Raw genomic sequence first — 25,125 nt, forward strand, 5'->3', positions numbered from 1 at the left:
GCTGATGCGCTTTCCGACTGTCTCGCCGAACGGGCGATCAGATCAGTGTTTTTTGATGAAATAGTACTTCAGGTCTGTCATGTCCTGCGGGTCTTTGCCCGTGAAGCCGCCAACCCAGGGCTTCACCAGGCGCACACTTACGCGGTAGTAAACTGGCACAATTGGTGAGTCTTTGTCAAGTTGTGTTTCAGCCTGCTGATACAGGCCGGCGCGCTGCGCCTCGCTGCCCGCCGTCAGCGTCTCCGCCATCAGACGATCAAAGGTCGCGCTGCTGTAAAACGCGGTGTTGATCGAGGCGTTGCTGATCAGCATGTTCAGGAAGGTTGAGGGTTCGTTGTAGTCGGCACACCAGGTGGCGCGCACCACGTCATACTGCGCCTGATGACGGGTCTCCAGCATGGTTTTCCACTCCTGATTCTGCAGCGTCACCTTAGCACCCAGGTTTTTCTGCCACATCGACGCGGCCGCAATCGCCTGCCGTTTGTTCTGATCGGAAGTGTTGTAGAGCAGCGTAAAGGTCAGCGGATGGGCAGCATCAAAGCCGGCCTCTGCCAGCAGCTTCTTCGCGGCTTCATTACGCTGCGCCTGCGTCCAGCTGAACCAGGCAGGTGGAGTGAGTTTGATACCGGCGGTGAAAGGCGGCGTCAGGCTGTAAGCCGGAATCTGCCCCTGGGCCATGATCTTATTGGCAATGACCTCGCGATCGAGGGTCATCTTCAGTGCGGCACGCACCCGCGCATCGGTAAACGGCGGCTTTTTGTTATTAATCTCGTAGTAGAAGGTGCAGAGCAGCGGGCTGACCTTCACTTCATCGCCCAGCTCTTTGCGCAGCTTGCCAAACATCTCTGGTGGCACCGCACTGTTGGTAATGTCCGTGCCGCCGCTGCGGTAGCGATTGATATCGCTGTTTTCAGAGGCGATCGGCAGGAATGTCCCCTGTTCAATCACCGTGTGCGCATTATCCCAGTAGCGAGGATTGCGCTTCACGACAATTTTTTCATTCACTACCCAGTCGCTCAGCGTGTAGGCGCCGTTGCCGATGTAATGACCCGGGCGGGTCCAGGCTTCCCCCCACTGCTTAATGGCTGGCGCATAAACCGGCTTCATCGCCGTATGCGCTAACATCGCCACCAGGTAAGGCACCGGCTCACTCAGGGTAATTTGCAGCCGATGGGCATCCAGCGCCTTCACGCCCAGCTGATCGGGTGACGCTTTACCGGCAAGGATGGCATCAATATTGGCAAAATGGGCTGCCTGCAGATAGCTGGAGTAAGGCGACGCGGTTGTCGGGTCCACCAGACGGCGCCAGCTGTAGACGAAATCAGCGGCGGTAACCGGCTCACCGTTGCTCCACTTCGCATCCTCCCGCAGATTAAAAATCCAGACGGTGGGTTGCGGGTTTTCCCAGCTTTTAGCGACGCCAGGAACCACCTGCCCGCTGTTATCGGTATTGACCAGGCCGTCCAGCAGGTTGTGAATAATATTGGATTCCGGCACGCCTTCGGTTTTATGCGGATCCAGCGAGGAGACTTCACTGCCGTTATTGATCACAATCTGTTGCTGCGCGGCCAGTGTTGTACCCGGCGGCACCGTGGCGGCATAGGCCGGCGAAAAAGCCATTAACAAAACGACTGCGAGTGTTGACCGCTGCTGCTGCAAATTCTTCATCCCAATCATGCGAAACGCCAACCTTAAATTAAGTATCCCGACAGGCTTAAGCAAAAAGCGTTCTCACTTTGGGCTTTCGGAGAAAAAATTTTACGTTGGGCCAAAAATTATCAGAAGCCGCGAAGGCGCGCCAAAGTAAAATAGCTAAAATGTTAACTAATTCTCTTTTATCATGAGAAGTCAGGCAGCGGAAGTGTTAATTTTCGTCCTGAAAATATCATATCGATATGAAAAATAGACTATTTAGCTGGAAACCCCTCTTAAGAGCGGAAAGCAGCGACAAACAGCCTCTTTTTTGGCACTTATATTGGATAATATGGCTTCAGCGTGATGAAATTTAAGATAGCGTGATTATTCTGGCAGTTTGTGAGGCTTACACGAAAATAGAGAGCAGAATATCGTGTGAAAATAGTGACATTATTTTGCAGAAAAAAGTCTGTGAGCCAGCGCGCAGTAATGAAATTTATAATTGCCTGATTCTGTTAAGCACAACGAATAATTGCATCGTAATGGTGCATAAAATGCCCCTACTGCACCATTACGGATCATTATTTCACTTCACTCTCTGAAATAAGTGAGCGTTTAATTGAGTAAGCCGGGAAAAATGGACTTCATGCCGGTGACAACAAATTCGATGCCCAGTGCCATCAGTAACAGACCCATAATACGCGTAATGACGTTGATACCGGTCTGGCCAAGAATACGCACCATTAACGGCGCGGCCCGGAAGAGTAACCAGCAGCAGAATGCAAAGATCGCAATCGCCAGAGTGAACCCCAGCAGATTTATCCAGCTGTGGTAGCGGGTGCTCCAGACAATGGTCGAGCTGATAGCACCCGGACCCGCCATCAGCGGCAACGCCAGCGGCACAACCCCCACACTTTCACGAATCGCCGTTTCTGACTTCTCCTGCTTATTCTGCTTATCTTCGCCCAGCTTGCCGCTGATCATCGACATCGCAATGGTGACGACCAGGATCCCACCCGCGATGCGGAAGGAGTCAATCGAGATACCAAACACATGCAGAATCGCATCACCAAGGAACAGTGACGTCCAGAGAATAATAGCAACCGCCAGATTGGCAGTGAGGTTGGTTTTGTTACGCTCAGCCACCCCCTGATAACGGGTCATGCTGATGAAGACCGGAATAATTCCCACCGGATTGACCAGCGCAAAGAGCCCGACAAAAAATTTTATATAGCCTGATAAATCTAACAGCGCAGGGTTCACGACTTTACTCCGTACCACAGGGGGGGGAAAACGCGCCTAATGTATGTGAAAACAGGCACGGACGCCAGATGCTGACTCAGCTATTTATACTGTTGAATGACGGCGCATCCAGCGCTTTACCCCAGAGATTAAAAAGTGACTGGATTTAGCCGCTACCAGGCTGATGACGTGAAGAGGTAACCAATTTGATTAACAAAGGGCATAAAGGGGAGCTGAAAGGTGTCAGCTTGCGGTTAAATTGATCTGCATCAAAATTGCCCTACCCCAAACCAGGTAATCTTTTCGCAACGGAAGTATTAGCGGCAGCGAAGAAAATCTCACTGACTGCAACAGAAGACTAGTTCAGTAAACAGTTGAAAATCCGGGCGTTCTAATCCAGTCCAGCGCCTTATGGCAACGTGACTATACTCAGGGCGCAGGATTGTTTACTAAAAAAGTTTAACTTCCTTCAGGAGAACACCATGGCCGTAACCAATGTCGCCGAACTTAATGCACTGGTTGAACGTGTAAAAAAAGCCCAGCGTGAATATGCCAACTTTTCTCAACAACAGGTCGACGCTATCTTCCGTGCCGCCGCCCTCGCCGCCGCAGACGCCCGAATCCCGCTTGCCAAGATGGCCGTTGCCGAATCCGGTATGGGCATCGTCGAAGACAAAGTGATCAAAAACCATTTTGCTTCAGAATATATCTACAACGCTTATAAAGATGAAAAAACCTGTGGTGTGTTAGCCACGGATGATACTTTCGGCACCATTACCATCGCCGAACCTATTGGCCTGATTTGCGGTATCGTCCCGACGACCAACCCCACTTCAACCGCCATCTTCAAAGCATTAATCAGCCTTAAAACCCGTAACGGCATCATTTTCTCTCCCCATCCACGCGCCAAAGATGCGACCAACAGAGCTGCAGACATCGTATTGCAGGCGGCGGTGGCTGCCGGTGCGCCAAAAGATATTATCGGCTGGATCGACGCACCTTCCGTTGAGCTGTCCAATCAACTGATGCATCACCCTGACATCAACCTGATTCTCGCCACTGGCGGTCCGGGCATGGTGAAAGCGGCTTACAGCTCCGGTAAACCTGCGATTGGTGTCGGTGCGGGTAATACGCCGGTCGTGATTGATGAAACCGCCGATCTGAAACGTGCGGTTGCGTCGATTCTGATGTCGAAAACCTTTGATAACGGGGTTATCTGCGCCTCTGAACAATCGGTGATTGTGGTTGATTCAGTCTATGACGCGGTGCGTGAACGTTTCGCCAGCCACGGCGGTTATATGCTGCAGGGTGCCGAACTGAGTGCGGTGCAGAATATTATTCTGAAAAACGGCGGCCTGAATGCGGCTATCGTAGGCCAGCCAGCGTTCAAAATTGCGGAGATGGCCGGTATCAGCGTGCCACCGAGCACTAAGATTCTGATTGGCGAAGTGAAGCTGGTGGATGAGTCTGAGCCGTTCGCCCATGAAAAACTCTCACCAACCCTTGCGATGTATCGGGCGAAAGATTTCCAGGATGCGGTCGCGAAAGCAGAAAAACTGGTCGCCATGGGCGGTATCGGCCACACCTCCTGTCTCTATACCGATCAGGACAACCAGACCGAACGCGTTCACTACTTCGGCGACAAAATGAAAACCGCGCGTATTCTGATCAACACCCCCGCCTCGCAGGGCGGTATCGGCGACCTCTACAACTTTAAACTGGCGCCGTCTCTGACGCTGGGTTGTGGTTCGTGGGGCGGAAACTCTATTTCAGAGAACGTCGGTCCAAAACATCTGATCAATACCAAAACTGTCGCCAAGCGAGCTGAGAATATGTTGTGGCATAAACTTCCTAAATCCATCTACTTCCGTCGGGGTTCACTACCAATTGCGCTGGAAGAAGTGGCAACGGATGGCGCGAAACGTGCCTTTATCGTCACTGACCGCTTCCTGTTCAATAACGGCTATGCCGACCAGGTGACCCGCGTACTGAAATCACACGGCATTGAAACGGAAGTGTTCTTCGAAGTTGAAGCTGACCCAACGCTGAGCATCGTGCGTAAAGGTGCTGAGCAGATGAACAGCTTCAAACCGGATGTCATCATCGCGCTGGGCGGTGGCTCACCGATGGATGCCGCGAAAATCATGTGGGTGATGTACGAACATCCGGAAACTCACTTCGAGGAGCTGGCGTTACGTTTCATGGATATCCGTAAACGTATCTACAAGTTCCCTAAAATGGGTGTCAAAGCGCGCATGATTGCCATCACCACCACATCCGGTACCGGTTCTGAAGTCACGCCGTTTGCTGTAGTGACCGATGATGCGACGGGTCAGAAATATCCGCTCGCTGACTACGCACTGACGCCTGATATGGCGATTGTCGATGCCAACCTGGTGATGGATATGCCGCGTTCACTCTGCGCCTTCGGCGGTCTGGATGCCGTGACCCACGCGCTGGAAGCTTATGTTTCAGTACTGGCGAATGAATACTCTGACGGACAGGCGCTGCAGGCGCTGAAACTGCTGAAAGAGAATCTGCCAGCCAGCTATGCCGAAGGCGCCAAAAATCCGGTGGCGCGTGAGCGCGTACACAATGCCGCCACTATCGCCGGTATTGCGTTTGCCAACGCCTTCCTCGGGGTTTGTCACTCAATGGCGCATAAGCTGGGTTCAGAGTTCCATATCCCACACGGCCTGGCCAACGCCCTGTTAATCTCTAACGTTATTCGCTACAACGCGAATGACAACCCGACTAAACAGACCGCTTTCAGCCAGTACGATCGCCCTCAGGCGCGCCGTCGCTACGCCGAGATTGCTGACCATCTGGGTCTGAGCGCACCAGGCGACCGCACCGCGCAGAAAATTGAGAAGCTGCTCGCCTGGCTGGATGAGATTAAAACTGAACTTGGTATTCCAACCTCTATCCGTGAGGCGGGTGTGCAGGAAGCGGACTTCCTGGCGAAAGTCGATAAACTGGCCGATGATGCGTTTGATGACCAGTGTACCGGCGCTAACCCACGTTATCCGCTGATTGCTGAACTGAAACAGATTATGCTTGATACCTACTACGGTCGTGAATTTGTCGAACCGTTCTCAAGCGTAGCCGAAGCCATTGCTGAGCAGCCGGTAAAAGGTATTAAGCTTGAGAAGAAAGCCAAAAAAGTCTGATAGTGCCGTTCTGACTGTCTGATAAAAAAACCCGCCCCGGCGGGTTTTTTATTGCCTGAAAAATAGGGTTAATTCAGCGGAGTCTGAGCGCCATGAATCGCCTGCAACGATCCCTGCTCTATCGCCTGTTTATAATGCTTGCGGCAGACTGAGATATAACGTTCGTTACCGCCAATCACCACCTGCTCACCCTCACTGAAAGGTTTGCCCTCGCTATCCAGTCGCAGAACCATACTGGCCTTGCGCCCACAGTGACAAATAGTTTTGAGTTCAACCAGCTTATCTGCCCACGCCAGCAGATACTGACTGCCAACAAACAGTTCACCGCGAAAATCCGTTCGCAGACCATAACAGAGCACCGGAATATCAAGGTCGTCTACGACATCTGACAGCGCTTTAACCTGCTCACGGGTCAGGAACTGACTCTCATCAACCAGCACGCAGTGGACAGGCTGAACGGCATGTTCAGCAGCGATGTCGCTGTAGAGTGATGTCTCTGCGTTGTATAGCAAGGCCGGTGACGATAGTCCGATACGGGAACTCACCTGCCCGGCACCAAAGCGATTATCGATTTCAGCGGTGTAAACCAGTGAACGCATGCCGCGCTCATGATAGTTATATGAGGATTGTAGCAGTGCGGTTGATTTCCCTGCATTCATGGCAGAGTAATAGAAATAGAGTTGAGCCATCGGCGCGTATCTTCATCAGGACTGAATGGAATGGCGCGCATATTACCACAAAGCGGCGGCAATACGTTGCGGTTGATGAGTGAATAAAGTGTAACGGCTGGCCGTTTATTCCTCTGCATGCCGTTTCCAGCGCCTGTTATGTACAGTGCCGAACGGGATAAGTTTTGCTTATTTTACCCGCAACAAAAGCAATGACATTTTTGTTGCTGACCTGAATACATTAAATTTATTTGATATCGGACTAAAGGAAAATATTTTTATTCTGCACAACTGTGCAATTTTCTGGTGAAAATTATTTTTAGTCACCTGGGTAATTAGTGATATACATATTTTTATGATTGCAGTTATTTTATGTCGCCACTACTATTAGCGGGCAACACAACTTTTCCCTTATTCAGAGACCAGGACAATGAGCGAAGCACTAAAAGTTCTTAATAATATCCGTACGCTGCGCGCCCAGGCCAGAGAGTATTCCGTTGAAATACTGGAAGAGATGCTGGAAAAGCTGGACGTAGTAGTAAAAGAGCGCCGTGAAGAAGAGTCTCATTTTCAGGCAGAAAATGAAGAACGCACGCGTAAACTTAATCAGTATCGTGAAATGCTACTGGCTGATGGTATTGACCCGAATGAACTGATTAACACGCTGACCGACACACGGACTGCGGCAAAAGGTAAACGCTCAGTACGTCCGGCTAAATATGGTTACACCGATGAAAAAGGCGAGTCCAGAACCTGGACCGGTCAGGGCCGCACACCGGCCGTGATTAAAAAAGCGCTGGAAGAACAGGGTAAAAAGCTGGACGATTTTTTACTGTAAAGACCCGCAGGGTGACTGCCTTTTTGGCAGCCTGATGCGCAATAAAAAAGGAAGCCGGAGCTTCCTTTTTTCTTTTAATCAGATACTCAGACGCGGTAAAAGTCGCGGTACCAGTCCACAAAGTTTTTAACGCCCTCTTCCACCCCGGTCTGTGGTTTGAATCCAATTGCCTTAAACAAGGCTTCGGTATCCGCACTGGTTTCCAGTACATCTCCAGGCTGCATTGGCATCAGATTTTTCTTCGCAGTAATGCCCAGGGCTTTTTCAATCGCTTCGATATAGTTCATCAACGTGACAGGCTGACTGTTTCCAATATTATAAACACGATAAGGCGCTGAACTGGTTGCCGGCGATCCGGTTTCAACTGTCCAGTTGTCGTCCTGTTGTGGAATAACATCCTGCAGGCGAACAATGGCTTCAGCAATATCGTCAATATAGGTAAAGTCGCGTTTCATCTGGCCCTGGTTATAAACGTCAATCGCTTCACCGGCAATCATTGCACGGGTGAATTTGAATAACGCCATATCCGGACGGCCCCACGGGCCATAGACCGTAAAGAAGCGCAATCCAGTGGTCGGCAGCTGATAGAGATGCGAGTAAGTGTGTGACATTAACTCGTTGGCTTTTTTGGTCGCTGCATATAAAGAAACCGGATGATCAACGCTATCTTCGGTTGAGAACGGCATCTTGCGATTCAGACCATAGACTGAACTGGATGAGGCGTAGAGCAGATGTTCAATTTTATGATGACGGCAACCTTCAAGGATATTGAGGTGACCCGTCAGATTGGAGTCTGCGTAGGCATGAGGATTTTCAATGGAATACCGGACACCAGCCTGAGCGCCAAGATGGATAACGCGCTGGAATTTTTGCTGATCGAACAGTGACGCCATTGCGTCACGGTCCGCCAGGTCCATCTCAATAAAAGTAAAACCAGGATCGGCCTTAATTAAATTGAGACGGGCATGCTTGAGATTTACGTCGTAATAATCATTCAGGTTGTCGATACCGACAACCTGGTGACCGGCGGCCAGCAGACGCTGGCTGACATGAAAACCAATAAAACCTGCGGCGCCGGTGACCAGAAAGTTCATAAATCCCTCGTTAATTATGCAGTTTGAATAGACGCTCCGCGGCCGATTGCATAATAAACGAAACCGCGTTTGCTGATACGCTCTGGATCATACAGGTTACGACCATCAAAAATCACGGCTTCTTTCAGTGTATTTTTGATGATGTCGAAGTCAGGCGCACGGAAGTTTTGCCACTCCGTACAGATGACCAGGCCGTCAGCGCCCTGCAATGCGGCTTCTTTGGTACCCATCAGCTTAAGATCGCTGCGGTGACCGTAGATACGCTGTGCTTCATCCATCGCTTCAGGGTCAAACGCCTGAACAGATGCGCCAGCTTCCCACAGCGTTTCCATCAGCACACGGCTGGAGGCTTCACGCATGTCGTCAGTGTTCGGCTTAAATGACAGGCCCCAGAGCGCAAACGTTTTACCTTTCAGATCGTCACCAAAATGACGTTTGATAAAGGTTGGCAGCTTGTTTTTCTGGTTGTCATTCACATCTTCCACGGCCTGCAACAGACGTGGCTGATAGCCAATTGACTCAGCGGTACGGATTAACGCCTGCACATCTTTCGGGAAGCAGGAGCCGCCGTAACCACAGCCAGGATAGATAAAGTGGTAGCCAATGCGGGGATCGGAACCGATGCCCTGGCGTACTTTTTCAATATCCGCGCCTAAACGTTCAGCCAGGTTAGACATCTCATTCATAAAGCTGATTTTGGTGGCCAGCATGCAGTTTGCTGCATACTTGGTCAGCTCTGCGCTGCGGATATCCATCATGATCATACGATCGTGGTTACGGTTAAACGGCTCATAGAGCTCGCGTAACAGTTCTACCACGTCGTCGTTGTCAGTACCGACAACGATACGTTCTGGACGCATACAGTCATTGACTGCAGCACCTTCTTTGAGGAATTCCGGGTTAGATACCACATCAAAAGTGATGTTGGCGTCACGCGCTTTCAGCGCTTCCGTCATTACCGCACGAACTTTGTCTGCTGTGCCAACCGGAACGGTTGATTTGTCGATAACCACTTTGTGATCGTTCATATGCTGCGCAATGGTGCGCGCTACGGCGGTCACATATTTCAGATCGGCAGAGCCGTCTTCATCTGGTGGAGTACCAACTGCAATAAACTGCATAACACCATGGTTTACGCCCATCTCAGCATCAGTGCTGAACTTCAGACGACCCGCTTCGTAATTGGACATTACCAGCGGCGTTAAACCTGGTTCGAAAATAGGAATGATGCCTTTTTTCAGATTTTCGACTTTGTTTTCGTCGACATCAATGCAGAGAACGTCATGTCCGACTTCGGCTAACACCGCAGCCTGAACCAGACCGACATAGCCGATACCAAATACAGTGACTTTCATCGAGTTATCCTGTGTTTATGAATTACTTTTTGTTGCCAACTGCGCCATCGAGCCATTCAGAAAAATCTTTGCCCAATACCGGATGACGAACACCGTACTCAACGAAAGCCTGCATGTAGCCCAGTTTGTTACCACAGTCATGGCTGACGCCTTTCAGGTGATATGCTTCAACTGTCTCTTTTTCCATCAGCATTGCAATGGAGTCAGTCAGCTGAACTTCGCCGCCTGCACCTGGAGGCGTTTTAGCCAGCAGTGGCCAGATCTCTGAAGAGAGAACATAACGACCTACAACGGCCAGGTTTGATGGGGATTCTGACGCTTTAGGCTTCTCAACCACACCGACCATTGGTGCGCTGTCGCCTGGGTTCAGTTCTGCGCCCTGGCAATCGACAACACCGTATGCAGTCACATCGGCAACCGGCTCAACCATGATCTGGCTGCGGCCAGACTCTTCATAACGGCTCAGCATCTCTGCCAGGTTATCTTTGGTTGGGTTAGATTCATATTCGTCGATGATGACGTCTGGCAGGATAACCGCAAACGGCTCATCACCGATCAGTGGGTGTGCACACATTACAGCGTGACCCAGACCTTTAGCGATGCCCTGACGAACCTGCATGATGGTGACGTGTGGCGGGCAGATTGACTGGATTTCATCCAGCAGCTGACGCTTAACGCGTTTTTCCAGCATTGATTCCAGTTCGAAGCTGGTATCAAAGTGGTTTTCGATGGCATTTTTTGATGAATGCGTTACCAGCACAATTTCGTTGATGCCAGCAGCGATACACTCGTTAACGACATACTGGATTAACGGCTTATCAACCAGCGGTAACATTTCTTTAGGAATCGCTTTGGTAGCCGGGAGCATACGCGTACCCAAACCCGCTACCGGGATTACCGCTTTTTTTACTTTGGTATTATTGGCAGACATTAAGATACCTCTCTTATAGGCCGTTCAAGTTAATACTTGATATGTCGGTTTAAAATCGGAAATGAGTATATCAGTTAGTATCGAACGGATTTATCCTGGAAGGCACCAAACCGTCGAAATTAAGACTATTACCCAACTGTAAAGCTAAACTCTGGCCCTGTCCTCAGCGCCAGAATTCCTCTGTTTTTACGGCTTATTCTTCCGTCGATAGCATCAGCCGAATGCGCCCGCCCGCGCCCCAGACGTGGCATTGCCAGTTTTCTGCGCGCTGACTGATCTGGTTAAGATGGGTGCTGCCCATAGTGCCAAGGGGGACACCATTGCTGAGCTGAATCTGATGGGCATGAACATGGAGTGTGGCGTTCAATCCGGCCGAAACCAGAATTAAGTTCTTTAATCCGCGATGATAGTACCCAACCAGTAACGGGAACTGGCCGCTCAGGTTCGCCTGGCGCAGTAAAAGATTGACCTGTCTGAGCAGCCCATTGAGTTCCGGCAGACGCTGTTTCTGCCCGGTCAGTTGCTCCTGCAGCAGGCCATTGAACAGCGCCCGCAGCAGCAGCGCTGCCAGCACGCCATTATCACCGGCACGGGTCACGTCCAGACAGTAGAACGCCAGATCTTTGTCGGAGAGCGCCGCGATATCAAGCACCAGCCCAGGCTGCTCGGCCATCGTCAGCTGACGATAGTTAACCCGGCAGTTGGCAATAGTCTGCTGCACCGGTGGCTGGAGTTGCTTGAGCAGCTTGGCAGCCGCTTTAGGATCACGAACCAGCGCATCCCAGTCCTGGAACAGTTGTTCATCCTCTTCCACTTTCGAAGTGAACATAGAGGGATAGAGACACTCATAGACCGCTTCACGGAAGCGCTCAAAGTTTTTAAGTGGTTTAAGCAGCACATCCTGCACCCCAAGACGCAATACATGCGCAATATCCGACATGTTCTCGGTAGCTGAGATGATTAAAATCGGCACGATGTTGCCGCGGGTACGAATGTGCTCAACGAACTGGATGCCGCTCATGCGGGGCATTTCCAGATCGCAGATAATCAGGTCGACAGTATGCTGTTGTAGTTGTGCAATTGCTTCCAGACCATCTTCCGCTTGTAACGTCACAGCACCCATCGATAACAAAAATTGGTCCAGCAACGAACGGAAAACAGCCTCATCTTCGACAATGAGTATCTTTTTGCCGAGTAGTGGTTTTTCCATTCTTTCCCCCTGCGTACCAGATATTTCAATAGTGGTTCATAAAACGCAGTTGCGCCTTTAAGAATTGGCTGAAGTCACCGCTTTGAATGAACAACCTGATTATCTGCCACGGACCAGTGGTAATAGTTCATCCATTTTCTTCTCTACGGCGGCCTTGCCTGCTTCAATGGCTTCCTCAGCACGATGAAAGTCCAGCGTCGAAATTTGCGGACAAACCGGCTGAATCAAAACATCGGGCGGATCGCCTGCCATGCGATTCCGCTTCAGGCGATTTTCCAGCACCTGGATAGAGGTGGACATAATCTCCATCGCGCCAGGTGACTGAGACGCACGGCGCTGGCTGAAATTCACCAGACGCTGACGCAGCTTCCCACCCCAACTCAATGCCGCTGCGGCGGCTTCTTCTTCGCTATTCTGTGGTGTCACGGAAAAGAGATCCTGCTGCATTAAATGCGCGTCATGCTGCAAGTCAACGGCGATAACAATGTCTGCCCCCAGGGCACGGGTAAGTGAAATCGGCACCGGGTTGACTACGGCACCATCCACCAGCCAATACCCATTGTAGCCCACCGGCGGTAATAAACCTGGCATACTGCATGAAGCGCGTACTGCCTGATGCAGATCGCCCTCTGTCAGCCAGAGTTCACGACCGGTACTGAGGTTAGTCGCCACCACGCCAAAGGGTTTATGACAGTGCTCTATCGTGTCATTGGGGATCAGCTGACGAACATGGCTAAAGACCCGCTCACCGCGCAGCAGTCCGCCACGCTGCCAGGAGACATCCATCAGGCGAATAACATCCCAGTAGCGAAATGCACTGACCCATTTTTCCATCAGCGGCAGGCGGTTATTCACATAGGCAGATCCGACTAATGCCCCGACAGAGCAGCCCGCAACGACGTCGATCTCAATACCTGCACGCTCCAGCGCGTTGATCACGCCGATATGCGCCCATCCTTTGGCCGCTCCAGAACCCAGAGCCAATCCAATTTTTACCTTTCTCATTTCTGTCTGGTCCTGCCGTCAATACGTAGCATCACAACACGGGGTCAGCTAACATAGCGCGCTTGTAAAACCGACCCATCATTCCCGGGAGATAATGTGTCAGAAACCTGCCCATGTTGTAGCGGAGAGCAGTATAGCGTATGTTGCGAGCCCTTTCTTCAGGGTAACCAGATTCCTGTTACAGCTGAACAACTTATGCGATCCCGTTATTGCGCTTATGTGCAGCATAATGCGGACTATCTGGTTGCGACCTGGCATCCTGATAAGCGTCATCCGGCGCTGTCAGGGCTTTTATCTGAAAGTTTTCCAGGAACCGACTGGCTCAGCCTGAATGTAACCCGTTGTAATCATGGAAGCCATGAGAACGAAGCTTTCGTTACCTTTTTTGCGCGATACCGCGAGAAAACCAACATTCAGGCCATCCATGAATGTTCACGCTTTCTTCGCGAGGATCAACGCTGGTACTATGTTGACGGTACAGCACCGCCCGTGGGGCGTAACGATCGCTGCCCGTGCGGCAGTGAAAAAAAATACAAAAAATGTTGTGGTTAAGCTGACGGCTACCCCAGCGGTTTTACCCCTAATGCTTTGACAGGACTCTGATTGAGATGCAAGCGCAAACCATGCAAAGAAAAGTTTTACGAACCATTTGTCCCGATGCAAAAGGTCTGATCGCCAAAATCACCAATATTTGTTACAAGCACGAACTTAATATCGTGCAGAACAATGAGTTTGTTGATCATCGCACCGGGCGTTTTTTCATGCGTACCGAACTGGAAGGGATCTTCAACGACAACACCCTGCTCGCCGACCTCGACAGCGCCCTGCCCCAGGGTTCAGTCCGGGAACTGCACAGCGCCGGTCGTCGCCGCGTGGTGATTCTGGTCACTAAAGAGGCGCATTGCCTGGGCGATCTGTTAATGAAGAGCGCGTTTGGCGGCCTGGATATGGAAATTGCGGCGGTAGTGGGTAACCACGACACCCTGCGTTCGCTGGTTGAGCGTTTTGACATTCCCTTTGTGCTGGTGAGCCATGAGGGACTGACGCGGGAAGAGCACGATAACCGCATGGTGGAAGAGATTGACCGCTATCAGCCCGATTACGTGGTGCTGGCGAAATATATGCGCGTCCTGACGCCTGCTTTTGTGCAGCGTTATCCGAACCAGATTATCAATATTCACCACTCCTTCCTGCCCGCCTTTATCGGTGCCCGTCCCTATCATCAGGCTTATGAACGTGGCGTGAAGATCATCGGTGCCACCGCGCACTATGTGAATGACAATCTCGATGAAGGCCCAATCATCATGCAGGATGTGATAAACGTTGATCACAGCTACACCGCCGATGAGATGATGCGCGCCGGTCGCGACGTAGAAAAGAATGTCCTGAGCAACGCACTTTACAAAGTGCTGGGTCAGCGCGTGTTCGTTTACGGCAACCGCACGATTATTCTTTAATCAGCCAGTGCGCTGAATTGTCTGCAGATTCAGCGCTACGCGTAAAAAGTGGGCAAACAGTTGCGGTTTTGCCAGTGGGCGCTTTACACCCTTATCGCATTTGGTATGATGCGCCCCGCTTTAAGAGAGAAAGATTCAGGCCATGGTGGGATTCCCGAGCGGCCAAAGGGAGCAGACTGTAAATCTGCCGTCACAGACTTCGAAGGTTCGAATCCTTCTCCCACCACCATCTGAATCTGAATCATCTTAAGCCACATCACTATCCCAGGTGGGATTCCCGAGCGGCCAAAGGGAGCAGACTGTAAATCTGCCGTCACAGACTTCGAAGGTTCGAATCCTTCTCCCACCACCATCTCGCATGTTGCACACCATCCCCCAAATAATACCTAATCTTCCTGTTCTGCGGGGAGAGGGATGAGAACCTTCGATTAAGGTTCGGGTCGAGCATCGCGAGACAACGCGCTTCAGCGCGGCCCGCTGGGTGAGGCGCAACGCGCCGAATAATCCTTCTCCCACCACCATCTCGTATGTTGCACACCATCCCCCAAATAATACCTAAGCTTCCTGTTCTGCGGGGAGAGGGATGAGAACCTTCGATTAAGGTTCGGGTCGAGCATCGCGAGACAACGCGCTTCAGCGCGGCCCGCAGGGTGAGTCGCAACGCGCCGAATAATCCTTCTCCCACCACCATCTCGCATGTTGCACATCATCCCCAAAATAATACCTAAGCTTCCTGTTCGCCCCCACACTCCTGCCCGCTTTCACACAATCTCAGCCTGTTCCGCCATGACTTTTTCAGCAAAAATCGCTACCATCTCCGCCTGACATTTCTGAACAACGGTCGATCTCATGAAATTTGTTTCATTTAACATCAATGGGTTGCGTGCCCGCCCGCATCAGCTTCAGGCACTTGTCGAACAGCATCAGCCCGATGTTATCGGTCTGCAGGAAACCAAGGTCCATGACGACATGTTCCCGCTGGAAGAGGTGTCAAAGCTCGGCTATCACGTCTTCTATCATGGACAGAAAGGTCACTACGGCGTTGCCCTGTTAACCAAAGCTGAGCCAGTGTCAGTGAGCCGGGGTTTCCCGGGTGATGACGAAGAATCCCAGCGCCGCCTGATCATCGCGGAACTTCCCAGCCCTATTGGCGACATCACGGTAATTAACGGCTATTTTCCGCAGGGCGAGAGCCGCGACCATCCCACCAAGTTTCCGGCTAAAGAGAAATTCTATCGCGATCTGCAACGTCTGCTGACCGAGGATCTGCCTGCTGATAAGCCGGTTCTGATTATGGGCGACATGAATATCAGCAGCACCGATCGGGATATTGGTATTGGTGAGGAGAGCCGCAAGCGCTGGCTGCGCACCGGCAAATGCTCCTTCCTGCCGGAAGAGCGCGAGTGGATGGACCGCCTGCTGGGCTGGGGACTGGTTGATACCTGGCGTGAGCACAATCCGGAGGTGGCGGATCGCTTCTCCTGGTTCGATTACCGTTCGAAAGGGTTTGATGATAATCGCGGGTTACGCATCGATCTGGTGCTGGCGAGCAAAACCCTGGCGTCGCACTGCGTTGAGACCGGCATTGATTATGAGATCCGGGGCATGGAAAAACCGTCTGACCACGCACCCATCTGGTCAACCTTCCGCTTTTAACTGACGGTCGCGTGGCAGAGCGCCACGCGACGGCTATTTCACTATTTTCCAGATCAGGTTATTGGTGCCGATGGAGTGTTCATCACGGGCACATTGCAGCAACACCCCCTCTGATTTCACCACCGCGCCTTCCGTGTAGTTACGGTTCTCAAAGATACAGCAGCGGAGACAGTCTGGCTGACGTCTCTCTGCCTGTGTCCATGCTTCGGGTGGCATATCCACCACGACATCGGTGTTGCCACCGTTGCTGCCCTGCTGTGGCATCGACTGATAACGACTGTTGGCCTGCGCCACGCTGGTCGCCAGCGACAGGGCCACGAGCAGTAATACTGAATAACGCCTCATTCCGTCTCCTTCACTTTACGCCTGGTTTTGCGCACCGGACGTTTCTGTCCGGTGGACGGTAATCCCCGAAATGCATGCGCCGCAGGCTGCTGTCGCGCCTGCTGGATCAGACCGGTTAAGGTCTGCACCAGCGGCTGCATGAATTCATCATAACGGCAGGCCTTTTCGCTGATACGCGTCAGTGTCGATTCCCACTGCGCCGTCATATCCGGGCGTGCTGCCAGATCGGGCAGGGAGTGAATCAGGGCGCGTCCGGCATCTGTAGAATTGATATAGCGGCCCTTCTTCACCAGGAAGCCACGACGAAACAGTAATTCGATAATGCCGGCGCGTGTGGCTTCCGTTCCTAAACCATCGGTCGCACGCAGTACTTTCTTTAATTCTTTATCCTGAACGAAACGGGCAATGCCGGTCATTGCAGAAAGAATGGTGGCATCGGTAAACGGGCGTGGCGGCTGGGTTTGCTTCGCCAGCACCTCTCCGCGCTCACACAGCAGCTCATCCCCTTTCGCTACCACCGGCAACGGCATGCCGTCGTTCTCTTCATCACGCTCTTTGTTGCCCAGCAGCGCACGCCAGCCCGCTTCCGCCAGGAAGCGCGCTTTCGCCACGAATTTTCCGCCAGCAATATCAAGATCGATGACACATTTGCGGAATACCGCATCCGGGCAGAACTGCATCAGATACTGGCGCGCTACCAGTTCATAGATATGCTGCTCGTTTTCACTGAGCTTCACCGCGCTGGCACGGGCCGTTGGAATAATGGCGTGGTGGGCATCCACTTTTTTATCATCCCAGCAGCGATTTCTGCGATCGGCATCGAAATCTGCCGGTGGGGTCAGCTGTGACTGATGCGCCTGTATCGCCTTTAACACCGCATGACGACCGGCAAAATGCTCTTCAGGCAGATAGCGGCTGTCCGAACGGGGATAGGTAATCAGTTTGTGGGTTTCGTAAAGCCGCTGGCAGGTATCCAGCACCGTCTGCGCACTCAGCCCGTAACGTTTAGCGGCCTCGATCTGCAGGCTGGATAAGGAAAAGGGCAGCGGCGCCACCTCATTTTCGCGCTTATCACTGTAAGCAGTGACGATCGCTGGCTGGCCCGTAATACGCGCCACCACATGCTCGGCCAGGGCGCGTTTGAGCAGGCGGCCCTCTTCATCCTGCCATGGTTCACAGGCTTCACTGGGGATCCAGCTGGCGATAAATCGGGCGCCGTCGGGCGTGAGGATGTGCGCCTTCACTTCGAAGTAATCTTTCGGCACGAAGTTTTCGATCTCTTCATCGCGCCGGACCACCAGCCCAAGCACCGGCGTCTGCACCCGGCCCACCGACAGTACGCCATCATAGCCTGCATTGCGTCCCAGCAGCGTCCAGGCGCGGGTCATGTTAATGCCATAGAGCCAGTCCGCCCGGGCGCGGGCCAGCGCCGAGACGCACAACGGAATAAACTCGCGATTTTCACGCAGGCGGTTCACTGCCCGATCCACCGCCTGAGGATTGAGGTCGTTAATCAGACAACGCTGCACCTTGCTGCGTTTTTCAGCCGGCAGGTTCAGGTAGTCGAGCACCTCATCCACCAGCAACTGCCCTTCCCGATCCGGGTCACCGGCATGCACCACTTCATTCGCCTGCGCCAGCAAGCCCTCAACCACTTTCAGTTGCTTAGCGACCGAGGGACGCGGCTTTAGCTGCCATTTTTCCGGAATGATGGGTAAATCCGCCAGCGACCAGCGCGCATAACGGCTGTCATAACTGTCGGGTTGCGCCTGCTCCAGAAGATGGCCTACACACCAGGTGACGATCTGATCGTTGCCGCAGGCAATGAATCCATCACCACGTCGACGCGGTTTCGGCAGCACATCTGCGATAGCACGCCCCAGGCTCGGTTTTTCCGCAATAAACAAACGCATTGAATCAGGTAATCCTTAACATCAGGGGGAACGCAGTGATAACCGGTTGTCCGCTGTCGGTTTGAATACTGGGGCTATGTTAGCCTGGCAGGCCCGCTGGCGTAAGTGTGATGCGCGGCGTTAGCGATCGTTCGCACAGGAACCGTGCAAAAAGCAGGGCTGAAATGCACCCTGCCGGAACCGGACAAGCATTGTAGTCAGAAGTAACGGACGAAAGGCGCCGTGTCAGGTGGGAGCACCGTAGTGCTGGATTTCAGTTGCGGGGTGCCCAGATAGAGAAAGCCGACGATGGCATCCTGTTCGCGGCAGCCAAACCCCTGGCGTACCTGCTCGTCATCGGTCCAGGGACCACTGCGCCAGATACCGTTGTAACCCTGAGCGACGGCCGCCATCTGCATGGCCATCACTGCACAGCTTGCCGAGGCGATCTGCTCCCAGCGCGGCACTTTGTGGTGCGCTTCACAATGTGCCACCACCGTAATGATCATCGGTGCGCGAAACGGTGACTGGCTCGCTTTGTTAATCGCTTTTTCATCCAGCTGTTTATCGCGTGCTGCCTGCTCCAGCAGCTGGCTCAGCCGGTCGCGCCCCTCATTTTCCACAATGATAAAGCGCCAGGGTTGCAGCGTGCCGTGATCCGGGGCGCGCATGCCAGCCCGCAGGATATTTTCCAGTGCGTCACCCGCAGGTGCCGGCTCAGTCAGGCGTGAGGCCGAACGTCGGTTGACCAGTAACTCCAGTGCGTCCATGTTTCTCTCCCGATCTCTGTAATGTTGCAGTTATCCTGGCACAGGCAGATTTTTTGTAACAGTGCGCAGTGATTTCCTGCTGACTTTTAACACGCTGCTCTTTAGGATGAGCTCGTCGGGGAAGTCTGGTCCGCGCGGCGGCCACTTCCTGCTACATATTTATGGAGAGTCTGATGCGCACATTGTGGCGAATAATTGCAGGTCTGTTCCGCTGGAGCTGGCGGGTACTGAATTTTATCAGGGAATTTATTCTGAATATTTTCCTGATTTTGTTGATTGTGGTGGGTGTAGGGATCTGGCTGCAGGTCAGCGGGTCGGGCGGCAGTTCAGCGCCGATTCAGCAAGGCGCACTGAAAGTGGATCTCAGCGGCGTGCTGGTGGATAAACCGTCGGTAAGCAATCGTCTGAGCAAAATTGGCCGCCAGCTGCTGGGTGCCAGCAGTGACCGCTTACAGGAAAATTCGCTGTTTGATGTGGTCGACGCTATTCGTCAGGCAAAAGATGACAGCAACATTAAAGGCATGGTGCTCGATTTACGCGAATTTGCCGGTGGCGATCAGCCTTCACTGCAATATGTGGGTAAAGCGCTGCGCGAATTCCGCGACAGCGGCAAGCCGATTTATGCACTCGGCGACAGCTACAGCCAGGCGCAGTATTACCTTGCCAGCTACGCCACCAAAATCTATCTGTCGCCACAGGGCACCGTAGATCTGCATGGTTTCGCCACCAACGGACTCTATTACAAAACCCTGCTGGAGAAGCTGAAAGTCACCTCACACGTCTTCCGTGTCGGGACCTACAAATCAGCGGTTGAGCCCTTCCTGCGTGACGACATGTCCCCTGCCGCACGGGATGCTGACAGCCGCTGGGTCGGTCAGCTGTGGCAGAACTACCTGAACACCGTGGCAGCGAACCGCCAGATTACGCCGGAGCAACTCTTCCCCGGTGCTGCTGCGATTATTGCCGGATTAAACGCCGTTAAAGGCGATACCGCGCAATATGCGCTGGATAACAAGCTGGTCGATGCCCTGGGTTCACGTGCGGCAGCCGATCAGGAGCTGGTAAAAACCTTTGGTCTGGATAAGCAGAGCAACGATTACCGTAGCGTCAGCATCTATGACTACAGCGTGAAAACCACCTCCACGCAGCAGGATGGCAACATCGCGGTAGTCATGGCCAGCGGTGCCATCATGGATGGTGAAGAGACGCCGGGCAACGTCGGTGGCGACACGACGGCGGCGCAGATCCGCGATGCGCGTCTCGATCCGAAAATCAAAGCGATTATTCTGCGGGTGAACAGCCCGGGTGGCAGCGTCACCGCCTCGGAAGCGATTCGTGAAGAGCTGGCGGCAGCGCAGGCGGCCGGTAAGCCGATTGTGGTCTCGATGGGAGGCATGGCGGCGTCTGGCGGTTACTGGATCTCAACCCCTGCCAGCTACATTGTGGCGAACCCCAGCACGCTGACTGGCTCGATTGGCATCTTCGGCGTGATCAATACGCTGGAGAACAGCCTGGACAGTATTGGCGTGCACACCGACGGTGTTGCGACCTCACCGCTGGCGGATATCTCAACCACCAAAGCGCTGCCAACGGAAGTTCAGCAACTGATGCAGCTGACCATCGAAAATGGCTACCGCAACTTTGTCGGTCTGGTGGCGAAGTCACGTCATAAAACGCCAGAGCAGATTGATGCCATTGCACAGGGCCACGTCTGGACCGGCAGCGATGCGAAAGCCAATGGTCTGGTTGATGCACTGGGTGACTTCGATGATGCCGTGAAGAAGGCGGGCGAGCTGGCGAAAGTCAGTAATCCGCAGCTGAGCTGGTATCAGGATGACCCGAGCTTCCTGGATATGATGCTGAGCCAGATGAACGCGTCGGTGCAGGCTGTCCTGCCTGATACGCTGAAAGCCTGGCTGCCAGCACCGATGCTGGATGTGATGAGTGCTATGAAAGCCCAGCCTGGTCTGTTCGACAAGCAGAACGATCCTCAGAACCGTTATGCATTCTGCCTGAACTGCGGCGAAGTGCGATAAACCTCGCAGCCCGGCCGCTGGTCGGGCTGCTTTTCCCCGCTATTCCCCTTATACTGCGCGTTTTATGGCGAGTCTGAGTTCTCTAATGCAAAAGAAAAACATCTACGTAGCCTACACCGGCGGGACGATCGGTATGCAGCGTTCGGCGCAGGGTTATATTCCGGTCTCCGGACACCTGCAGCAACAGCTGGCTAACATGCCGGAGTTCCACCGCCCTGAGATGCCTGATTTCACTATTCATGAGTATCAGCCGCTGATCGACTCTTCCGACATGACCCCGCAGGACTGGCAGTCTATCGCAGAAGATATCCGTCAGAACTACGATCGCTATGATGGTTTTGTGATCCTGCATGGCACTGACACCATGGCATTTACCGCCTCAGCACTCTCCTTTATGCTGGAAAATCTGGCCAAGCCGGTTATCGTCACGGGCTCGCAGATTCCGTTAGCGGAATTACGTTCAGATGGTCAGCAGAATCTCTTAAATTCGCTCTATGTGGCGGCCAACTATCCGATCAGCGAAGTGTCGCTGTTTTTCAATAACACGCTCTATCGCGGTAACCGGACCACCAAGGCACATGCAGACGGCTTCAACGCCTTTGCTTCGCCCAACCTCTCTGCGCTGCTGGAAGCGGGCATTCATATTCGTCGCCTCAATACACCGCCAGCCCCAGCCGGTCAGGGCGAACTGAAGGTTCACACCATTACGCCTCAGCCCATTGGCGTGGTCACCATCTATCCCGGCATTTCAGCCGACGTTGTACGTAACTTTCTGCGTCAGCCAGTCAAAGCATTGATCCTGCGCTCCTATGGTGTGGGTAATGCACCGCAGAACAAGGAATTTCTGGCAGAATTGCAGCAGGCCAGCGAGCGTGGCATCGTGGTGGTAAACCTCACCCAGTGTATTTCCGGCAAAGTGAATATGGGCGGATACGCTACCGGCAATGCGCTGGAACATGCTGGTGTCATCAGCGGATTTGACCTCACCGTGGAAGCGGCGCTGACAAAGCTACACTTTTTACTCAGCCAGGATCTTTCGGCCGATCAAATTCGAGCCAGAATGCAGCAGAATTTGCGCGGCGAACTGACTGAAGACTGAAACGGAGCGATATGTAATGAAGCGGGCACTCATCATTATTGATATTCAGAACGATTTTTGCCCCGGCGGCCCGATGGCAGTCCATGAGGGCGACCATACGGTCGAGGTGGCAAATCGTTATGCGCGACTGTTCCGTGAAAACGGTGAATGCGTACTGGCACTGCAGGACTGGCATCCGGCGAATCACGGCAGCTTTGCCTCGGTTTCCGGCGAGCCGGTCTACACGCTGGGCGAGTTAAATGGTCTGGCCCAGATCTGGTGGCCCGATCACGGCATTCAGGGCTCGACTGGCGCTGATTTTCATCCGGGTCTCGATCGCTCACTGTTCGATGCGACGTTCCATAAGGGCCAGGATCAGGATGTCGACAGCTATAGCGCCTTTTTTGACAATGGCCATCGCCGTAAGACCGAGCTGGACAGCTGGCTGCGTGAGCGTGGGATCACCCATCTGGTGATGCTGGGACTGGCGACGGATTACTGCGTAAAATATAGCGTGCTGGATGCGCTGGAGCTGGGTTATCACGTTGAGGTGGTTAAAGAGGGCTGCCGGGGCGTCAATCTGAATCCCGAGGACAGCGAAATTGCCTTTGCCCAGATGACCGCTCAGGGCGCGATTCTGATTTAAAATGGAGCTGGCATGACGCCAGCTTTTTTTTAATGCAGATGGATGCGGGTCACGTCAGGGTCAATTCCAAACTCTTCTTTGAGCTCTTTTTTCGACTTCATCACCATTTCGCCACCTTTGCCGATGGTCATGTGCTGGGGCGCGTCGTTGTGCCGCGCCTGCCACATCATGACCAGCTGCAGGCAATTGTCGCGCTGCTCCTGAGTCAGTGCCACGCCATCCGGCCACTTACCAATCTCAACCGCCGTGGCAAGACGCTGATAGACTTCAGGCGTCATCGATGCAAGCATTGCTTCAAGCTGTTCCTTCATCGCCTTTACCCTTTGGTCTGTTCGCCCTGCTCGTCGGTGAAATTCAGCGAGGCGGAGTTAACACAATAGCGTTCGCCGGTCGGCTGCGGGCCGTCAGGGAAGACATGTCCCAGGTGCGCATCGCAGCTGCCACAGCGGATCTCAATACGCTGCATACCGTGTGAATCATCTTCAATATAGCGAATCGCATCATCACTGACCGGCTGGTAGAAACTGGGCCAGCCACAGCCAGAGTCATACTTCGTCTCAGAGAGAAAAAGTGGCGCCTCACAGATCAGACAGTGGTAGATCCCTTCCTGCTTGTTGTGCAGCAGTGCGCCGCTGTAAGGCGGTTCCGTTCCGCGTTGCTGAGTGACGTAGCGTTGCATTTCGGTCAACTGTGCAATTTTTGCTTCGGGTGCGGTGTCTTTAGCCATTTTAGGATTCCGGGCAGTGCCATTCTGAAAAATTCGACTATTATTCTAACAAATGATCAACATAACCCGGGTCTTTTTTTGTGCTCACCCTTTCAGCCTGCTCTCTGCTAAGCGGATTTGTGACATCGATCACCTTTTATCCGGAGCATCCCTATATATTCGGCGATTGATTCAACGAAGCGCGATATCATTGGCGGCGCGCAAGCGGTTGCGCATCGAATAATTCCTCTCAGGCGAATTGATTTGTCGCAACAATTGACACGATTCCGCTTGACGCCTGGTAAGGTTTTTGTAATTTTACAGGCAACCTTTTATTCACTAACCAATAGCTGGTGGAATATATGACTATCAAAGTAGGTATCAACGGTTTCGGCCGTATCGGTCGCATCGTTTTCCGTGCTGCTCAAAAGCGTTCTGACATCGAAATCGTTGCTATCAACGACCTGCTGGACGCGGATTACATGGCGTACATGCTGAAGTATGACTCTACTCACGGTCGTTTCGACGGCACAGTAGAAGTTCAGGATGGCGCACTGGTGGTTAACGGTAAAAAAATCCGTGTTACCGCTGAACGTGATCCGGCCAACCTGAAGTGGGATGAAGTAGGCGTTGACGTTGTTGCTGAAGCAACCGGTATCTTCCTGACCGACGAAACCGCGCGTAAACACATCACCGCAGGTGCTAAGAAAGTCGTTCTGACCGGTCCATCTAAAGATGACACCCCAATGTTTGTTCGTGGTGCAAACTTCGACAAATATGATGGCCAGGATATCGTGTCTAACGCATCCTGTACCACTAACTGCCTGGCACCGCTGGCAAAAGTGATCAACGACAAGTTTGGCATCGTTGAAGGTCTGATGACGACCGTTCACGCCACCACTGCTACTCAGAAAACCGTTGATGGCCCGTCTCATAAAGACTGGCGCGGCGGCCGCGGCGCATCGCAGAACATCATTCCTTCATCAACTGGCGCAGCTAAAGCCGTTGGTAAAGTTCTGCCAGAGCTGAACGGCAAACTGACCGGTATGGCATTCCGCGTACCAACCCCTAACGTTTCCGTTGTTGACCTGACCGTGCGTCTGGAAAAAGCGGCTTCTTACAAAGAAATCTGTGCTGCAATTAAAGCGGCTGCAGAAGGTGAGATGAAAGACGTTCTGGGCTACGTTGAAGATGACGTGGTTTCTACCGACTTCAACGGCGAAATCCTGACTTCAGTGTTTGACGCTAAAGCCGGTATCGCGCTGAACGACAACTTTGTGAAACTGGTTTCCTGGTACGACAACGAAACTGGCTACTCAAACAAAGTTCTCGACCTGATTGCACTGGTTTCTGCTAAATAAGGCAGTCAGACATCATTGAGAATAAGGGCG

The 25,125-nt window shown here is 52.7% G+C and carries 22 protein-coding genes, 2 tRNA genes and 2 other RNA genes; 13 read left to right on the forward strand and 13 right to left on the reverse strand.

Features of this window, described 5'->3' with window-relative positions; genetic code table 11:
* Window positions 1-42: 42 nt before the first annotated feature.
* Complete coding sequence (locus PAG01S_RS03975) at window positions 43-1,668, reverse strand: ABC transporter substrate-binding protein (protein WP_062758064.1); 1,626 nt, start codon at window positions 1,666-1,668, stop codon at window positions 43-45.
* 582 nt (window positions 1,669-2,250) lie between these two features.
* A complete protein-coding gene (locus tag PAG01S_RS03980; protein WP_010244367.1) occupies window positions 2,251-2,898 on the reverse strand; it encodes a YchE family NAAT transporter in 648 nt (215 codons plus the stop codon).
* A gap of 461 nt (window positions 2,899-3,359) precedes the next feature.
* Here PAG01S_RS03980 and adhE point away from each other — a divergent pair, with 461 nt between their 5' ends.
* Window positions 3,360-6,047 carry a bifunctional acetaldehyde-CoA/alcohol dehydrogenase gene (adhE, locus tag PAG01S_RS03985; protein ID WP_010670264.1) on the forward strand — a complete coding sequence of 896 codons (2,688 nt, stop codon included), beginning with the start codon at window positions 3,360-3,362 and terminating at the stop codon, window positions 6,045-6,047.
* 68 nt (window positions 6,048-6,115) lie between these two features.
* Here adhE and tdk read toward each other — a convergent pair whose 3' ends face one another.
* The gene (gene tdk / locus PAG01S_RS03990; protein ID WP_010244362.1) at window positions 6,116-6,736 is read right to left on the reverse strand and encodes a thymidine kinase; all 621 of its coding nucleotides are present in this window, start codon (window positions 6,734-6,736) and stop codon (window positions 6,116-6,118) included.
* Window positions 6,737-7,145: 409 nt separating this feature from the next.
* Between tdk and hns the strand changes: the two genes are divergently transcribed.
* Window positions 7,146-7,553, forward strand: a complete 408-nt coding sequence (gene hns / locus PAG01S_RS03995; protein ID WP_010244359.1) for a histone-like nucleoid-structuring protein H-NS — start codon at window positions 7,146-7,148, stop codon at window positions 7,551-7,553.
* Window positions 7,554-7,639: 86 nt separating this feature from the next.
* Here the strand turns inward: hns and PAG01S_RS04000 are convergent, their stop codons facing one another.
* From PAG01S_RS04000 to rssA, 5 genes are all read right to left on the reverse strand, one after another.
* A complete protein-coding gene (locus PAG01S_RS04000) occupies window positions 7,640-8,647 on the reverse strand; it encodes an NAD-dependent epimerase (RefSeq protein ID WP_010244357.1) in 1,008 nt (335 codons plus the stop codon).
* Between the two features lie 14 nt (window positions 8,648-8,661).
* A complete protein-coding gene (locus PAG01S_RS04005) occupies window positions 8,662-10,002 on the reverse strand; it encodes a UDP-glucose dehydrogenase family protein (RefSeq protein ID WP_062757772.1) in 1,341 nt (446 codons plus the stop codon).
* Between the two features lie 22 nt (window positions 10,003-10,024).
* Window positions 10,025-10,933 (reverse strand): UTP--glucose-1-phosphate uridylyltransferase GalU, encoded by a 909-nt coding sequence (gene galU / locus PAG01S_RS04010; protein ID WP_008925296.1) that lies wholly within the window; start codon window positions 10,931-10,933, stop codon window positions 10,025-10,027.
* A gap of 193 nt (window positions 10,934-11,126) precedes the next feature.
* Complete coding sequence (gene rssB / locus PAG01S_RS04015; RefSeq protein ID WP_010244345.1) at window positions 11,127-12,143, reverse strand: two-component system response regulator RssB; 1,017 nt, start codon at window positions 12,141-12,143, stop codon at window positions 11,127-11,129.
* A 99-nt stretch (window positions 12,144-12,242) separates the two neighbouring features.
* On the reverse strand, window positions 12,243-13,148 hold the full coding sequence (rssA, locus tag PAG01S_RS04020; RefSeq protein WP_010244341.1) for a patatin-like phospholipase RssA: 906 nt from the start codon (window positions 13,146-13,148) through the stop codon (window positions 12,243-12,245).
* Window positions 13,149-13,244: 96 nt separating this feature from the next.
* On the opposite strand from rssA, the gene PAG01S_RS04025 reads away from it, so the two are divergent.
* The 7 genes from PAG01S_RS04025 (at window position 13,245) to xthA (ending at window position 16,261) form a co-directional block, all read left to right on the forward strand.
* The gene (locus tag PAG01S_RS04025; RefSeq protein ID WP_062757774.1) at window positions 13,245-13,700 is read left to right on the forward strand and encodes a YchJ family protein; all 456 of its coding nucleotides are present in this window, start codon (window positions 13,245-13,247) and stop codon (window positions 13,698-13,700) included.
* Window positions 13,701-13,756: 56 nt separating this feature from the next.
* Complete coding sequence (gene purU, locus PAG01S_RS04030) at window positions 13,757-14,605, forward strand: formyltetrahydrofolate deformylase (RefSeq protein WP_003852258.1); 849 nt, start codon at window positions 13,757-13,759, stop codon at window positions 14,603-14,605.
* A gap of 144 nt (window positions 14,606-14,749) precedes the next feature.
* Window positions 14,750-14,834: transfer RNA gene (locus PAG01S_RS04035), tRNA-Tyr, on the forward strand.
* A 38-nt stretch (window positions 14,835-14,872) separates the two neighbouring features.
* A tRNA-Tyr gene (locus tag PAG01S_RS04040) sits at window positions 14,873-14,957 on the forward strand.
* 41 nt (window positions 14,958-14,998) lie between these two features.
* Window positions 14,999-15,126: non-coding RNA, RtT sRNA (locus PAG01S_RS04045), on the forward strand.
* Between the two features lie 41 nt (window positions 15,127-15,167).
* Window positions 15,168-15,295: non-coding RNA, RtT sRNA (locus tag PAG01S_RS04050), on the forward strand.
* 159 nt (window positions 15,296-15,454) lie between these two features.
* Window positions 15,455-16,261: an exodeoxyribonuclease III gene (gene xthA / locus PAG01S_RS04055; protein WP_010260640.1), complete on the forward strand. Its 807-nt coding sequence runs from the start codon at window positions 15,455-15,457 to the stop codon at window positions 16,259-16,261.
* Window positions 16,262-16,294: 33 nt separating this feature from the next.
* On the opposite strand, the gene PAG01S_RS04060 is transcribed toward xthA, so the two are convergent.
* The 3 genes from PAG01S_RS04060 to PAG01S_RS04070 form a co-directional block, all read right to left on the reverse strand.
* The gene (locus tag PAG01S_RS04060) at window positions 16,295-16,606 is read right to left on the reverse strand and encodes a DUF1496 domain-containing protein (RefSeq protein WP_062757776.1); all 312 of its coding nucleotides are present in this window, start codon (window positions 16,604-16,606) and stop codon (window positions 16,295-16,297) included.
* A complete protein-coding gene (locus PAG01S_RS04065) occupies window positions 16,603-18,519 on the reverse strand; it encodes a DNA topoisomerase III (RefSeq protein WP_062757778.1) in 1,917 nt (638 codons plus the stop codon). The genes PAG01S_RS04060 and PAG01S_RS04065 overlap by 4 nt, the downstream gene beginning before the upstream one ends.
* Window positions 18,520-18,716: 197 nt before the next feature.
* Entirely contained in the window at window positions 18,717-19,268 is a 552-nt protein-coding gene (locus PAG01S_RS04070; RefSeq protein ID WP_010260634.1) for an NAD(P)H nitroreductase, read from the reverse strand.
* Between the two features lie 173 nt (window positions 19,269-19,441).
* Between PAG01S_RS04070 and sppA the strand changes: the two genes are divergently transcribed.
* From sppA to pncA, 3 genes are all read left to right on the forward strand, one after another.
* Window positions 19,442-21,304 carry a signal peptide peptidase SppA gene (gene sppA / locus PAG01S_RS04075; RefSeq protein WP_010260631.1) on the forward strand — a complete coding sequence of 621 codons (1,863 nt, stop codon included), beginning with the start codon at window positions 19,442-19,444 and terminating at the stop codon, window positions 21,302-21,304.
* Window positions 21,305-21,389: 85 nt separating this feature from the next.
* Entirely contained in the window at window positions 21,390-22,403 is a 1,014-nt protein-coding gene (gene ansA, locus PAG01S_RS04080; RefSeq protein ID WP_010260629.1) for an asparaginase, read from the forward strand.
* 16 nt (window positions 22,404-22,419) lie between these two features.
* Window positions 22,420-23,028, forward strand: a complete 609-nt coding sequence (gene pncA / locus PAG01S_RS04085; RefSeq protein WP_010670268.1) for a bifunctional nicotinamidase/pyrazinamidase — start codon at window positions 22,420-22,422, stop codon at window positions 23,026-23,028.
* Between the two features lie 29 nt (window positions 23,029-23,057).
* On the opposite strand, the gene PAG01S_RS04090 is transcribed toward pncA, so the two are convergent.
* Together PAG01S_RS04090 and msrB are read right to left on the reverse strand one after the other, a co-directional pair.
* The gene (locus PAG01S_RS04090) at window positions 23,058-23,339 is read right to left on the reverse strand and encodes a YeaC family protein (RefSeq protein WP_003852750.1); all 282 of its coding nucleotides are present in this window, start codon (window positions 23,337-23,339) and stop codon (window positions 23,058-23,060) included.
* 5 nt (window positions 23,340-23,344) lie between these two features.
* Window positions 23,345-23,755, reverse strand: a complete 411-nt coding sequence (gene msrB, locus PAG01S_RS04095; RefSeq protein ID WP_010670269.1) for a peptide-methionine (R)-S-oxide reductase MsrB — start codon at window positions 23,753-23,755, stop codon at window positions 23,345-23,347.
* A gap of 341 nt (window positions 23,756-24,096) precedes the next feature.
* On the opposite strand from msrB, the gene gapA reads away from it, so the two are divergent.
* Window positions 24,097-25,095, forward strand: coding sequence for a glyceraldehyde-3-phosphate dehydrogenase (gene gapA / locus PAG01S_RS04100; RefSeq protein WP_003852747.1), 999 nt, complete (start codon window positions 24,097-24,099; stop codon window positions 25,093-25,095).
* Window positions 25,096-25,125 lie beyond the last annotated feature (30 nt).

It is taken from the genome of Pantoea agglomerans NBRC 102470 (assembly GCF_001598475.1).
In the GTDB taxonomy this organism is placed as follows: domain Bacteria; phylum Pseudomonadota; class Gammaproteobacteria; order Enterobacterales; family Enterobacteriaceae; genus Pantoea; species Pantoea agglomerans.